Origin of the sequence: Actinokineospora alba (genome assembly GCF_004362515.1) — a bacterium.
GTDB classification, from domain to species: domain Bacteria; phylum Actinomycetota; class Actinomycetes; order Mycobacteriales; family Pseudonocardiaceae; genus Actinokineospora; species Actinokineospora alba.
In genome coordinates this window covers 2018708-2032107 of the sequence record NZ_SNXU01000001.1, presented here as the reverse complement: position 1 = coordinate 2032107, position 13400 = coordinate 2018708, and the positions used below count along the sequence as shown (strand labels likewise).

Genomic DNA, 13400 nt, shown 5'->3' with positions numbered 1-13400 from the left:
CGGGTGGCCATCATCGCTCGCGGGAATGTCGAGCGTGAACCGGCCACAGTGGTCAGTTGGCTAGTCCGCCCCGATGAGCTGGGTGACCAGTCGATCGCGGGTGGGTTCCTGCAAAGCGTCGAGCAGTGCGTCCTGCACGGTGCGCGAGGTCGGGATCTCCCAGCCGCACACCTCGGGCTTCACTCGCCAGTGGACGACACCGTGCTGGAAAGGGCTGGGCGGCAACGTGATCCAGCTGCCGTCCGCGTGCAGGGTGATGGTCGGGTCCGTCGCGAGCTCGTGGTTGAGCTCCGCGCCGGACTGGGTCAGGAAGAACCAGCGGCGGTCGGGCGTCGCGATGATCGGCACGGGCATGCCGACCGAGCGCAGCACGCCTGCGGCGCGCCTGCCGAGGTCGTCGTCGACCTCGATCGCGTCGTAAACCTTGCCGGTGGCCAGAAGCAGGCTGTAGGGACGGCCGGTCCACCAGGTGGCGACCTGCTCGGCCTTGGTGCCGATGCGCTCCTGCCAGTCGCGGTGGACGGGCACGGGGCCGCTGTCCTCGACGCCTTCGCGTCCCGCCCAGTGCTCGCCTGCCGGATAGGTGCCCGGCAGCACGGGCCAACCGCGGAACGCGAGGCCGATCGCCTCCGCTCGCAGTTCGACCCGGAACGCTCTCCGCCAGCTTTCCGACCTATCGGTGTCCAACATCTCGGGCAGTGCCTCCTCGCGGTGCGGGCGCCGCGCTCGGCGGCCTATGACTACTAGACGACATTCGACGTGCGATACGTAACTTGCAGTCGACAACTGGTCGCTTTGACGAGGTGAGTGAAACGGCGGCGGAACGGCGGGTGAAGCGCCGCCAACCGGTCATCGTCGACGACAGGCTGCAGGCGACACGGCCACCCCTAGCCGCGGTGACACGTTCATCACCCGCCGCAACCATCGCCACGACCTGCGGAAATGAAGATCAACAACATGATCATCCGCTGGAGCAAGCCGCCGATCGGGCGGTGGCTGTGATGCCGTTCACCGTGCGAGGCCGACCGTTTGACCGTTGCCGACCGGTCCCGCCCGGGCGGTGGATTCAGCCGGACCGAACGCCGCGATGAAGGTCGGCGGCCGGGCGGCAACATGCACGGACACGTCCCAACCGCTCAGCCGACAGCCGACCACCTCGACGCGCATGCGGTCGGCCACCCACCGGGCCCTGGCGCACGCGGCCTCCTCACCGGACACCGCGTGCACGGCGCCCGAGAGCGCCGCGAGGTCGGCCGCCGCCTCGGCCCGGTGCCTGGTCACCAGGGCCGCACCGACCCCCGCGACCAGGCCCGCGAGCACCATCACCATGGCGATCACACCCGCCGCCCACACCGTCGCGACGCCTTCGTCGCCCGATCTCATGCGGACGTCCCGGGCTCCGCGATCACGTGTGCGTCCGCCTGTAAGTGGATGCCTCCGAGGGCGTCAGCGTGGACCTCGACGGAGACGGCGTCGCCGTCGCGACGGATCAGGATGTCGGCCCCGCGAGGCGCGAGGCCCGCCGCGACCGTCCGCCCCCGGTCCACCTCACCGCGCGCTGCCAGCCGCGCGGCCTCCCGAGCCGCGTCGGTACAGCGCATCTGGTCGGTGACGGCCATCAAGGCTCCGACAACGAGCGTGAGGACGACCATCAGCGCCACCATGATGATCGCCGCCTCGACCGTCGCGGCGCCGCGGTCGGAGGTCACGCCGCACCTCCCATCGCCCGGGCGATGAGCGCGTTGAGGCCGCTCATGACCGCGTCGCTGTTGACGACGGCCAAGAGGATGCCCGCGAACGCGGCGGCGGCGATGGTCCCGATCGCGTACTCGACAGTGCTCATGCCGTCGTCGGACCGGCGGAGGCGGTGCAGGAAGCGAGTCATGTGGATCTCCATTCAGAGGTGGTTCGACAGGACGCCCGCCAGCCCGAGCACGATCGGCACGACGCCCAGGCAGAGAAAAGCGGGAAGAAAACAGAGCGCGAGCGGCCCACTGATCAACACGGCCGCACGTTGCGCCCGCGCCTCTGCGGCCTCCCCCGTCCGCGCGCGGGCCTCGACCGCGAGGGCCCTGGCGACACCGGCGAGCGCCGCCCCCGACCGCGCGGTCCGTCGGGCACCGCGGGCAAGCCCCGCCGTCGCCGGACACTCGAGCGCGAGCGACCACGCCTCTACGGGGTCACCGCCGAGGGCGAGGAGGTCGGCGGTGTCCCGCAATGCCTGACCGGCCTGCTCCGGCAGGTCGGCGGCGACCGCCCGGATCGCGGCCGGAACCGCCATGCCCGAGGACAGGCAGGCGGCAAGCAAGTCCCAGGTGGCCGCGTAGGTGCCGTCGTCGGTGTCCCGCGCCCGTCGAGGTCTCGGGAGCCGTCGAGGGGCGAGGACGCGGGTGGTCGGCGGCCCAAGGATCCGACCGAGCCGAAGCGCAGCGGACCGGTGTGGCACACCGACCAGAACCGCTGCGGCAAGCAACAGGACTTGGGTCACGGTGCGACCACCCGACTCGCCGACAGACCCAGCGGCGGGACGACGGCCCGAACCCGCGCCGCAGTCCGACTACCTACCAGGACCGCAACACCGAGCAGGAGAAACTGGGCCATAGAGCGATCACCCAAGTCGGGCAACCACACCGGCCGATGGTCCAGGCCGGCGCCGCGAACCAGTCGAAGTGCCACAAACCAGTGCGGCACACCAACCAGAACCGCCACGCCAAGCAGTAGGAGTTGGGTCACGGTGCGACCACTCGACTCGCCGACAGACCCAGCGGCGGGACGACGGCCCGGACCCGCACCACAGTCCGACCACCGACCAGGACCGAGACAGCGAGCAGCAAGAGTGGGGTCATCGCGCGATCACCCGGCTGGTCAACCACGCCGACCACAGAACGCCCGCGCACTCCAGCGCCACACCGACGACGAGCAGGACTTGGCCGCCGAACGAGTCCATGAGCACCGTCAACGGGGCCGCGCCCATCGCTTGGCCCAGTAGGAGGCCGATGACCGGTAGTCCGGCTAGAACCATGGCGCCTGCCCGGGGGCCCGCCATCCGGGCGATGACCTGTCTGGCGAAGCCGACCTGGTGGTCAAGCTCAGCGCGGACCGCGTCCAGGACGTCCGCGAGCGCCAGGCCATGCCGGGTGGCAAGCCGCCATGCCCTTGCCACTGCCGCCTCGGGACCGGTCGCACTGAACGCGCCGTCGATGTCGCCGCCGAGCCGTACCGCCGCCGCGGCGGACCGCAAGGTCGCCGCGACCGCGGGGTCGGCGTCACGTGCCGCACCTTCGGCCGCGTCGGCGGGGTGCGCGCCTGCCCGCAACTCGGCGACCAGCGACCGGATGGCTTCGGCCAGACCGGCGGTGGCGGCGAGGCCGGACCGGATTCGGCGGCGGTCTCGAATCTGGTGCCCCACAGTCAGCACCGCCATCGCGACGGCGATGCCACTTCCAGGGCCGACCACAGCGGCGCAGACCACAGCCGCGCCCAGTGCGGCGAGGAGGCTTGTGTGCTTCGGCTTGCGCAGAAGAGTCGAGCGTGGCCGGGTCGTGAGGCGGCGTAGTCGGAGGGACGCCAGGTCGGACGGCCAGGCGAGAACGGCGGCGGCCAGTAGCAGAACGGGCGGGATCAGCATCGGCGATCACCCAGGCGTTCGAGCAGGATCCGCCGCGGCCTGGCAGTCGCCCAGTGGGCCACCCGCGACCACGACGACCCGAACCGCGTCAGTCGCGGAACCGGTGCGCGACTCCAGCGAGCCGCGTGCCCGTCGGTTGACTGCGACGACCCGATGGACTGGCGCGGACTCGCGCGAGTACGCCACCACGACTCGGCTTCGACCAAACCTGGCACGCGTGTGCGTGTCCGAGGCGCCGCAGGACCGGGCGCACGCACGCGTGACGACTCAAGCAAGGCGAGCCGCCGGAGACTTGATCGAGGGCCGAGCCTTCGCGACCGCAGTGATTCGATCCCGCTCAGTCGCGAAGGGCTCGTTCGGACGGCCGGGTCGGCGTCCACAGCGGATCTCCGTGCGGTGCTCAGGGAAGGGCGACTCCCCGTCGTCTCGAGCCTGGCTGCAATTGGCTTCGCATTCGCTTGGCATCGCTGGGGATTCGCGACCGAGGTAGCTGTTCGCGTCAACATGGTGTCAGGGGCGCGGGTAGGGGAACGCCGGCGTTTTGCAGCAGGGCGGTGAGGGCTGGAGCAGCCGGGGTCCACGCGCTGTCCTTCCATACGGGGGTTATCGCCAGGCCGGTGGGCGATCTGGTGAGCAGGGCGATCTGTTGTAGGTGGCGGACTCCAGCCGATGACCGTCGCATGTGGAGGATCAGGCGAATGGCGGCGGCCGCTTGGCTGTGCAGGGCGGCGGCGGTCAGGCCGCCTAGCGCCGCCAGTGCTTCGAGGCGTGCGGGGACTTCCATCGGCGAGTTGGCGTGGACCGTTCCGGCGCCGCCGTCGTGGCCGGTGTTGAGGGCGGCGAGGAGGTCGCAGACCTCCGGACCTCTGACCTCGCCCAATACCAGCCGGTCGGGGCGCATTCGCAGGGCTTGTCGGACCAGGTCTCGCAGGGTGACCTCGCCCGCGCCCTCGATGTTCGGCGGGCGGGTGACCAGGCGGACGAATTGGGGGTGGGCGGGTTGCAGTTCGCCCGCGTCCTCCACGCACACGATGCGTTCTCCCGATGGGACTTCGCCGAGGAGGGCGGAAAGGAGAGTTGTCTTCCCGCTCCCGGTCCCGCCCGAGACCAGGAAAGCCAGCCTGGCGTGCACGATCGCGCGGAGGACTTCGAGGAGTTGGCCGTCGAATGTCGCCAGATGGCGCAGGTCGGTGAGGCCGTGGGCGGCGGGGCGGAGGACGCGCAAGGAGAGGCAGGTGCCCGCTTCGGCTATTGGGGGCAGCACGGCGTGCAGGCGGATTCGGGTGTTGGTGGCCGCGCTCGGCAGCCAGCCGTCGACGTAGGGCTGGGCGTCGTCGAGGCGGCGGCCCGCGGCCATGGCAAGGCGTTGGGCCAGGCGGCGGACGGCGTCTTCGTCGCGGAAGTGGATCTCGGTGCGCCGCAGGCCCGCCGGCCCGTCGACCCAGACCTGGTCCGGTGCGGTCACGAGGACGTCGGTGGTGGCCGGGTCTCGGAGCAGGGGATCGAGCGGGCCCGCACCGACGAACTCCTGACGCAGCAGGGTCAACGCGGTCAGGACGTCGTCGTGGCCCACCACCCCGCCCGCTTCGTCGCGGACGGCTTGGGCCACGGCGGCGGAGGTGATCTCCCGGGCGCCACCCGCGAGCCGCCTGCGGACCCGGTCGACGAGGTCGGTCGTCACTGCTGTGCCTCCGGTCATGGTTCGAGCTCCGCAAGGACCGCGGGAGCGGTCGGGCCGTGGTTTGGAAGTCGTTGTGACCCGCGACGCGGCTTGCTTCCTCGCCGCCGGATTGGGCGACAGCACCGAAGATGACCATCGGCGAGGGAGTTGCGGATGTGGATCTCGTTGTGGCCCACGACGCCGCTCGGTTTGTTGCGGGCGGGGTGAGCTATGCCGGTGATCTCCCGCACTCCGCTCGCAAGTGGCAGGCACAGTCGGTCGGCGAGGCGAGTCGCTACGTTCTTGGCTCCGGTCATGATCGGAGCTCCGCGAGGACCACGCGGGCGGCGCGGGCCAGGGAGCCGCGGACCTGGAAGTCGCCGTGGTCCAGGGAATGCGCCAGAGTGCGGTCGGCTCGCAGGGTCGTGAGCAGTGGCAGGCCGATGGCCTCGGCCACCGCGGACGGGGCCAGGCGGGCCGGGGCGGGGCCGCGGACTATCACCGCCGCGCGGATGCCGCGGGCGGCGATTCGGGTGGCGACGTTGCGGGCCGCCGCGCAGGCGCGGACTTCGGCGGGGACGATCACCACCGCGAGATCCGCGCGGTCCAACGCCGCGTGGGCGGCGTCGCCGGGGGCGCGCGGCAGGTCGCAGACGACGGTCTCGCCACCCCGCCTGCCCGCGTCGACGACGGCGGCGACCGCCTCGGGGCTTGGTGCCTCGCCCGATCTCGCGCCGGATAGCAGCGTGAGGCGCGAGTCACCCTTGGTGCGCCCTGGGAGTGCGGACCGCAGGCTGGACACCGGGATGCGGCCTGACTTCAGGCGCAGGTCGGGCCACCGCATCCCGGGACTCTGCTCCGCCCCCAGCACCAGATCGAGGCCACCGCCGAGCGGATCGCAGTCGACGAGCAGGGCGTCGTGGCCTAGTTCGAGTGCCGTGAGGCCCACAGCCGCAGCGAACACCGAGGCTCCGGCGCCGCCACGCCCGCCGATGACGGCGACGACCCGGCCCGCCTTGCCCGCTGGGCTCTCCGTGGTGTCCGCAAACGCTTCCACCAGCCAAGATTCACCGTCGGGCAAGGTGACGACCCGGTCGGCGCCGAGGGCGACCGCGTCGGACCAGGTGGTCGGCGGTGGGTCGCCCGCGCACACCAGGACCACGCTTTCCCTGCGCGGCAACGCGATGGCGAGGCAGGCCGCCGCCGCGTCGGCGTCGAGGATCACGAGTGGGGAGTCCTGCCAGTGGGCTCGGAGTTCGGCGACGTCGGCGACTCGGTCGACCGCGCAGCCCGCCGCCGCGGCCACCCGCAGCACTTCGTCGAGCAGGCTGTCCCCATGTACGCACGCCACCGGTCGGGCCACGACGACCAGCTCCCTTCGGATCGGTGCGGCCGTCGGCGGCCGCTGTGATCACGATCTTTCGAGAGGGCGTCGAGAACAATCCCCGCCGGTCAGGCTGTGGACAGGTCCGCGGTCACTGTGGACAGAGCGGTGGCGGCGCCGGGATTGTCGGCGGGTGCCGGCACGCTGGGAGGGGGCCGACTTGCCATGGATATAGGACGGCCCCCGCCAGGGGGGAGGGGCGGGGGCCGTCAGAGGTTCAGCCCCGGGGGGTCGGACTGAACCGTCCCGGCACTAGGCCGGTTATCGATACTGTATCCCCTTCCCTGGGTGTCTTGGCTACAGAACAGCCGAAGACGGCTGCGGAGTTCACCCCGTGGGCATACCGCGACGGCCCTCGGGCGGCCCGCTCCTATGCTGGCGGCGTGACCGATTCCGGCAACAGCGCCGACCCTCTGCAACCGGGCCGGATCGCGGCGTTCTTCGACCTGGACAAGACGGTCATCGCGAAATCCAGCACGTTGGCGTTCAGCAGGCCGTTCTTCCAAGGCGGCCTGATCAACCGTCGCGGAGTGCTCAAGAGTGCTTACGCGCAGTTCGTTTTCGCTGCTTCCGGCGCGGATGCGGACCAGGTCGAGCGAATGCGCGAGCACCTCACGTCGCTGTGCGCAGGGTGGGATGTCGAGCAAGTTCGCTCGATCGTGGAGGAAACGCTGCACGACATCGTCGACCCGCTGGTCTACGCCGAGGCCGCCGAACTGGTCGCCGAGCACCAGGCCAACGGACACGAGGTCGTCGTCATCTCCGCCTCCGGCGAGGAGATCGTCGCCCCGATCGCGGAGATGATCGGCGCGACGCACAGCGTGGGCACGCGGATGGTGTCGGCCGAGGGCCGCTACACCGGGGAGATCGACTTCTACTGCTACGGCGACAACAAGGCCGCCGCGATCCGCGAGTTGGCTGAGCAGCACGGTTACGACCTCGCCGCGAGCCACGCCTACTCCGACTCCAGCACGGACCTTCCGATGCTGGAAGCGGTCGGGCACCCGGCGGTGGTCAACCCGGACCGCGGGCTCCGCAAGATCGCGACCGAGCGCGGCTGGCCGATCCTGACGTTCTCCAAGCCGGTGTCGCTGCGCTCGCGCTTCCACGCGCCGTCCGGCACGACGGTCGCCGTGACGGCTATCGGCCTCAGCGCGGCGGCCGCGGCGGCGGGCGCGGCCTGGTACGGCTACCGCAGGCGCAGGCGCTGACGGACTCGGTGTCGCGCAAGGAAGTTTCGGATGCACCCGACTGGCGGTACCCACCTGATCCAGACCGGCTAAGACGCAAACAGAGCGTCCAGCCTACGCTCACAGACCGTGCTGGTCGATGCTTTCCGTGGTCTTTACCGGTGCACCCGAAAGTGCCCTTGAAGTGACCTTCCTCACTGGGTACAAATGGAGATGCGGACTTCGAGCCGGCCAGGGACGAAGCGAAGAGAAGCTCCGATCCACCCCGAGCGAACTCCGTGCGCGAGCACCGAGCACCCACGCGCAGCACGCCGCGGGAGGCATGTCGTCAAGGGACTGCGTACCGGGACGCCGGACGCCGAGGCCATGTTGATACGACAACGTTGCACGCTTGGTAACCCGAGTGTTCGCGCGGAGGTTTGGGCGGTTCCGCTCTCCGGAGCGGAGCCGCCCAATTCCGTTTCAGGGGTGGTTGTCCACAGGCGGCAAACACCGCGTTGACCCGGTGATCGTGACGTGAGTAACTTCCGTGTAGGCGTTGTTATTGGTTAACAAGCGCCGACACGACCCACCGGGAGGCAGGGTGCGTACTCCACGGCCACTGGCAGCGCTCCTCATCGCCGCCGCCACCATGGCGACTGTGAGTGTCGTCGCGAGCGCGATCCCCGCCGTCAAACCAGCGGAGGACGAGATCCGCGCACGCTCCGTGGATACCTGGACCGACGACCTCCTGGGTCGGATGACCCTTGAGCAGAAGGTCGGCCAGCTCTTCGTGGCCAGTGTCTGGGGCAAGGCGGCCGACGAGGTGCACTCGATGAACCGCGCCACCTACGGCGTCGACACCCCGGCCGAGGTCGTGCGGCGGTACCAGGTCGGCGGGGTCATCTACTTCAACAACAGCGGCACCGACAACGTCGACAGCCCGGTGCAGCTCGCCAAGTTCTCCAACGGCCTGCAGCGGGCGGCGATCGAGTCGGGCGCCCGGCTGCCGCTGGTACTGGCGATCGACCAGGAGGGCGGCAACGTCACCCGGGTCGAGGCGCCCGCCACCGAGTACCCCGCGAGCATGGCGATCGGCGCGGGCCGCAACGCCGCGGACGCGCGGACGCTGGCTTCGATCAACGGCCATGAGCTGCGCGCGATGGGGGTCAACCAGAACTTCGCGCCGGTCGCCGACGTGAACTCCAACCCGCTCAATCCGGTCATCGGCGCCCGGTCGTTCTCCGCGGATCCGGTGCTCACCAGCGAGATGGTCACCGCGGAGGTCCGCGGCTACCAGGAGAGCGGCAGGCCGATAGCCACCGTGTCGTCTTCCGCGAAGCATTTCCCCGGACACGGCGACGCGGCCACCGACAGCCATACCGGCCTGCCGATCATCAACCGGTCCGCCGAGGAGTGGGAACGGGTTGACCTGCCGCCGTTCCGCGCGGCGATCGCGGCGGGCATCGACTCGATCATGACCGCGCACATCCAGTTCCCCAGCCTTGATCCGACCCGCGTCCCCGCCACCGTGTCCAAGCCGATCATGACCGAGCTGCTCCGCGAGGAGATGGGCTACCAGGGCGTGATCGTGTCCGATTCCCTTGGCATGCAGGGGATCCGGGAGATGTTCACCGACGCCGAGATCCCGGTGCTGGCGATCGAGGCGGGCGTCGACCAGCTGCTGATGCCGCCGGATCTGCGGCTGGCCATGGATTCCGTGCTCGCCGCGGTGCACAGCGGCAGGCTCACGGTCGAGCGCGTCGAGCAGAGCGTTCGCCGAATCGTGGCCCTCAAAGCGAAGCGCGGCATCCTGAGCAGGCCGTTCGTGCCCGTCGAACGCGTCCCGGCCCTGGTCGGCACGGCCGAGCACAAGGCAGCGATCCAGCGGCTGACCGACCGCACGGTGACGGCCCTGCGCAACGACGCGGGTCTGCTGCCCCGCCGGACACCGGCGAAGACGCTGGTCGCCGGGGTGGGCGACACGGTGAACTCGGCCAAGTCCCCCACCCTGCTGGCCGCCCACCTGCGCGCCAGGGGGTGGGACACGACACCACTGCCGACCGGCACCAGACCGGTGGAAACCAAGATCAACGAGGCGGTCACGGCCGCCCAGGACGTCGACCTCGTGATCGTGCTGACCAACAACCTGTCCGCGAACCTCGCCCAGCGCACGCTGCTCACCCGCCTGATGGAAACCGGGAAACCGGTGATCGCCGTGGCGTCCCAGGTTCCGTATGACGCGGGCTTCGTCGACACCCCCACCTGGCTGGCGACGTACTCGTGGCGCGAGGTCTCCCTGGAGTCCCTCACGAAGGTGATCACCGGAGAGATCCCGCCGAAGGGCAGGCTGCCAGTCGCGGTCCCGGACGGCGCCGAGCCGGGCGAAGTGCGCTATCCGTTCGACCACGGCCTGAGCTGGTAGCCGGATGGACCGCCGAAGCTTCCTCGCCGCGTCCGCCCTCACCGCTCCCCTGCTCACCGCCGCGGCGGCACCCGCCACGGCGCAGCCCCGCGGCCGAACCGCGCCCGCAGCCGACACGCTGGCGGGCCAAGGCTGGCGGCGCCTGGCCGGGCGGCGCCTCGGGATCGTGTCGAACCCGACCGGCGTCCTGCGCGACGGCACCCACGTGGTCGACTCGATGGTGGCCGCGGGTGTGCGTCCGACGGCGGTCTTCGGGCCCGAGCACGGTTTCCGGGGCACCGCGCAGGCTGGCGGCTCGGAAGGCGACTACAAGGACCCCCGCACGGGCATCCCCGTCTACGACGCCTACGGCGCCACCGCCGCCAAGCTCGCGGCGCAGTTCGCAAAGGCGGGCGTGGACACCGTGGTCTTCGACATCGCCGACGTGGGCGCCCGGTTCTATACCTACATCTGGACTATGTACACGGCGATGAGCGCCGCCAAGGATCTTGAGTTCATCATCCTCGACCGACCCAATCCGGTCGGCGGCTCCCCGCGCGGCCCCAGGCTCGATCCCGCTTACGCCTCCGGCGTCGGTCGGCAGCCGATCGTGCAGCAGCACGGCATGACGGTCGGGGAACTGGCCCGGCTCTTCGGCGGCGAGTTCCTGGGCCGGGAGGTGACAGTCGAGCGCGTCACCGGCTGGCGGCGCGACCACCTGTTCGCCGACACCGGGCTCACGTGGGTTCCGCCAAGCCCCAACATGCCGACCCCGCAGACCGCGCTCGCCTACCCCGGCACCTGCCTGTTCGAGGGCACGCTGCTCTCGGAGGGCCGGGGCACGACCCGCCCGTTCGAGATCATCGGCGCGCCCGGTCTCGACTGGCGCTGGGCGGAGGAGCTCAACGCGCTGGACCTGCCCGGGGTCCGGTTCCGCGAGCAGTACTTCGTCCCGACCTTCGGCAAGTTCACCGGCGCCGCGTGCGGTGGCGTGCAGGTGCACCTGACCGATGAGCGCCGCTTCGAGGCGATCCAGACCGCCGTGGCGATGCTGGTGACGGTGAAACGGCTGTTCCCGGCCGTGTTCGGGTGGCGGCCGGATCTCTTTATCGACAAATTGACCGGCTCCGACCGGCTCCGGCGGATGGTCGACGCGGGCGCGGGCGCGGCCGAGATCGTCGGCGCGTGGCAGTCGGAGCTGGCCGATTTCCGGCGACTCAGGGAGCCCTACCTCCTCTATCGGTGAACCTCTGTCGGTGAAATGGAGCGCGATGGCACGGTTGGCGGCCGCGGTGATGGCGGTAGTGCTCATGGCAGGCGGTTCGGAGGCGATGGCGGAGAGCGCGGCAGGCCGGTTCGACCGGCCGTGGCAGGGGTTCGCTCCGGCGAACACCGTGCTGCGGGCCGGTTCCGCAGCGTCCGTCGGCCTCGACCCGGCCCCCGTTGCCGAGGCCGAGCGGGCCATCGAGGCCTGGACGCGGCCGAACCCGACCAGGCCCCTGTTCGCGGGCGCGGTCACGTTGTCCGCGCACAACGGGGTGATCGTGTCGCGCTCCGAGGCGGGCCAGGCGGTGCGCTATGCCGACGCCGCGGGCACGGAGCTGCCCGCCGAGCGGCAGGTGCCGATGCGGTCGGACACGATCTTCGACGTGGCGTCGGTGAGCAAGCTGTTCACCTCCCTTGCCGTCTTGTGCCTGGTCGAGGACGGGTCGGTCGACATCCACGCGCCGGTGGCGGCCTACCTGCCCGCGTTCGGGTCCAACGGAAAGAAGTCGATCACCGTCAAGCAACTGCTCACCCACGCCTCGGGCCTGGAGCCGTTCATCCCGCTGTGGCGCGACTGGCCGGACAAGCCGACCAGGATCGCCGCGGTGCTCGACCGGGCGCCGAAATACCCGCCCGGGTCGAGGTACGTGTACTCCGACCTCAACCTGATCACCCTCGGCGTCCTCGTCGAGGCGAGGTCCGGCAAGTCCCTCGACGCCCTGGTCGCCGAGCGGATCACCGAACCGCTGGGGCTGCGCGACACCGGCTACAACCCGCCTGCCGCGAAGCTGCACCGCGTCGCCACGACGGAGTTCCAGTCCTCGCCCCCGCGCGGGATGGTCCGCGGCGAGGTGCACGACGAGAACGCGTGGTCGCTGGGTGGGGTCGCCGGCCACGCGGGCGTGTTCTCCACCGCCGACGACCTGGCTGTCCTCGCCCAGGCCATCCTCAACGGCGGCGCCTACGCGGGCAGGCGGATCCTGCGCGCCGAGACGGTCCGCGACATGCTGGCCAACCACACGCCGCAGTTCCCCGGCAACGACCATGGCCTGGGCTTCGAGCTGAACCAGCGCTGGTACATGGGCGCGCTGGCCGGCCCGCGGACCGCCGGGCACACGGGGTTCACCGGCACTTCGCTGGTGATCGACCCGGCTTCGCGGTCTTTCACCATCCTCCTGACCAACCGCGTCCACCCGTCGCGGGCGTGGGGGTCGATCAACGTCGCCCGGGAGCGGCTCGCGAGCGGGCTGGCCCGGTCGATGGCGGTGCGGCCCAGGCACGGACCCGACGCCTGGTTCACCGGCTGGACCGACGCCACGACGTCGACCCTGACCTCGGCCCGACTCCCCGGGACCGGGCGGGCGCGAGTCACGTTCGACACGTTCGTGGATACCGAATCGAGTGACACGCTCCAGCTGGAGTGGAGCGCCGACGGCCAGACGTGGCACTCGCTGCCCATGCGGGCGGCGGGTAGGGGCGCACCGCCTGGCGAAGTGGGCGTTTTGGCCGGTGCGGGCCACCGGAGTTGGTGGACGATCAACGCCGACGTGCCCGCGACGGGTCCGTTCACCGTCCGCTGGCGGGCGATCACCGATGGCAGGTACCTGGGCCGGGGTTTCTACGTCGATCGAATTTTGGTCACCGATGGTGATCGATCGCTGCTTAACGGTGAGAAAGAACCCCACCTGATAGCGCCGGATGGGTGGCGGCTCCAAACTTGTTGACCGTTTGACGCTAACAATCCGCAGCCGACCAGCGATTCCGTGAACAAGCCCCACCCAGGCCCACAGCTGAAACTGACACGTTTGGGTAGCGTTGCCGACAAAGGTGACGCACCACCTTGTCCTACCCCATCACTGTTAGTAAGTTTCCCACGTGAGTGCGAGTCA

12 protein-coding genes are annotated in these 13400 nt (G+C 70.4%); 4 read left to right on the top strand and 8 right to left on the bottom strand.

Annotated elements, in window-relative coordinates; all coding sequences use genetic code 11:
* Positions 1-60 precede the first annotated feature (60 nt).
* From C8E96_RS09765 to ssd, 8 genes are all read right to left on the bottom strand, one after another.
* A complete protein-coding gene (locus C8E96_RS09765; RefSeq protein WP_091380013.1) occupies positions 61-690 on the bottom strand; it encodes a bifunctional DNA primase/polymerase in 630 nt (209 codons plus the stop codon).
* A gap of 318 nt (positions 691-1008) precedes the next feature.
* A complete protein-coding gene (locus tag C8E96_RS09760; RefSeq protein ID WP_091380015.1) occupies positions 1009-1383 on the bottom strand; it encodes an Rv3654c family TadE-like protein in 375 nt (124 codons plus the stop codon).
* Entirely contained in the window at positions 1380-1709 is a 330-nt protein-coding gene (locus C8E96_RS09755) for a TadE family type IV pilus minor pilin (protein ID WP_091380018.1), read from the bottom strand. The genes C8E96_RS09760 and C8E96_RS09755 overlap by 4 nt, the downstream gene beginning before the upstream one ends.
* Entirely contained in the window at positions 1706-1885 is a 180-nt protein-coding gene (locus tag C8E96_RS09750; protein ID WP_091380577.1) for a DUF4244 domain-containing protein, read from the bottom strand. Before C8E96_RS09750 ends, C8E96_RS09755 begins: the two co-directional genes overlap by 4 nt.
* Positions 1886-1897: 12 nt before the next feature.
* Positions 1898-2488 (bottom strand): type II secretion system F family protein, encoded by a 591-nt coding sequence (locus C8E96_RS09745; protein ID WP_091380021.1) that lies wholly within the window; start codon positions 2486-2488, stop codon positions 1898-1900.
* Positions 2489-2842: 354 nt separating this feature from the next.
* Positions 2843-3628: a type II secretion system F family protein gene (locus tag C8E96_RS09740; RefSeq protein WP_091380025.1), complete on the bottom strand. Its 786-nt coding sequence runs from the start codon at positions 3626-3628 to the stop codon at positions 2843-2845.
* 499 nt (positions 3629-4127) lie between these two features.
* A complete protein-coding gene (locus C8E96_RS09735) occupies positions 4128-5309 on the bottom strand; it encodes a TadA family conjugal transfer-associated ATPase (RefSeq protein ID WP_091380028.1) in 1182 nt (393 codons plus the stop codon).
* A gap of 292 nt (positions 5310-5601) precedes the next feature.
* On the bottom strand, positions 5602-6651 hold the full coding sequence (gene ssd / locus C8E96_RS09730; RefSeq protein WP_091380032.1) for a septum site-determining protein Ssd: 1050 nt from the start codon (positions 6649-6651) through the stop codon (positions 5602-5604).
* A 404-nt stretch (positions 6652-7055) separates the two neighbouring features.
* Here ssd and C8E96_RS09725 point away from each other — a divergent pair, with 404 nt between their 5' ends.
* From C8E96_RS09725 to C8E96_RS09710, 4 genes are all read left to right on the top strand, one after another.
* Positions 7056-7883, top strand: coding sequence for an HAD family hydrolase (locus C8E96_RS09725; protein ID WP_091380035.1), 828 nt, complete (start codon positions 7056-7058; stop codon positions 7881-7883).
* A 610-nt stretch (positions 7884-8493) separates the two neighbouring features.
* Positions 8494-10266, top strand: coding sequence for a glycoside hydrolase family 3 protein (locus tag C8E96_RS09720; protein WP_091380038.1), 1773 nt, complete (start codon positions 8494-8496; stop codon positions 10264-10266).
* Between the two features lie 4 nt (positions 10267-10270).
* On the top strand, positions 10271-11491 hold the full coding sequence (locus C8E96_RS09715) for an exo-beta-N-acetylmuramidase NamZ family protein (RefSeq protein ID WP_091380041.1): 1221 nt from the start codon (positions 10271-10273) through the stop codon (positions 11489-11491).
* 25 nt (positions 11492-11516) lie between these two features.
* Positions 11517-13235: a serine hydrolase gene (locus C8E96_RS09710; RefSeq protein WP_091380044.1), complete on the top strand. Its 1719-nt coding sequence runs from the start codon at positions 11517-11519 to the stop codon at positions 13233-13235.
* Positions 13236-13400: the final 165 nt, after the last annotated feature.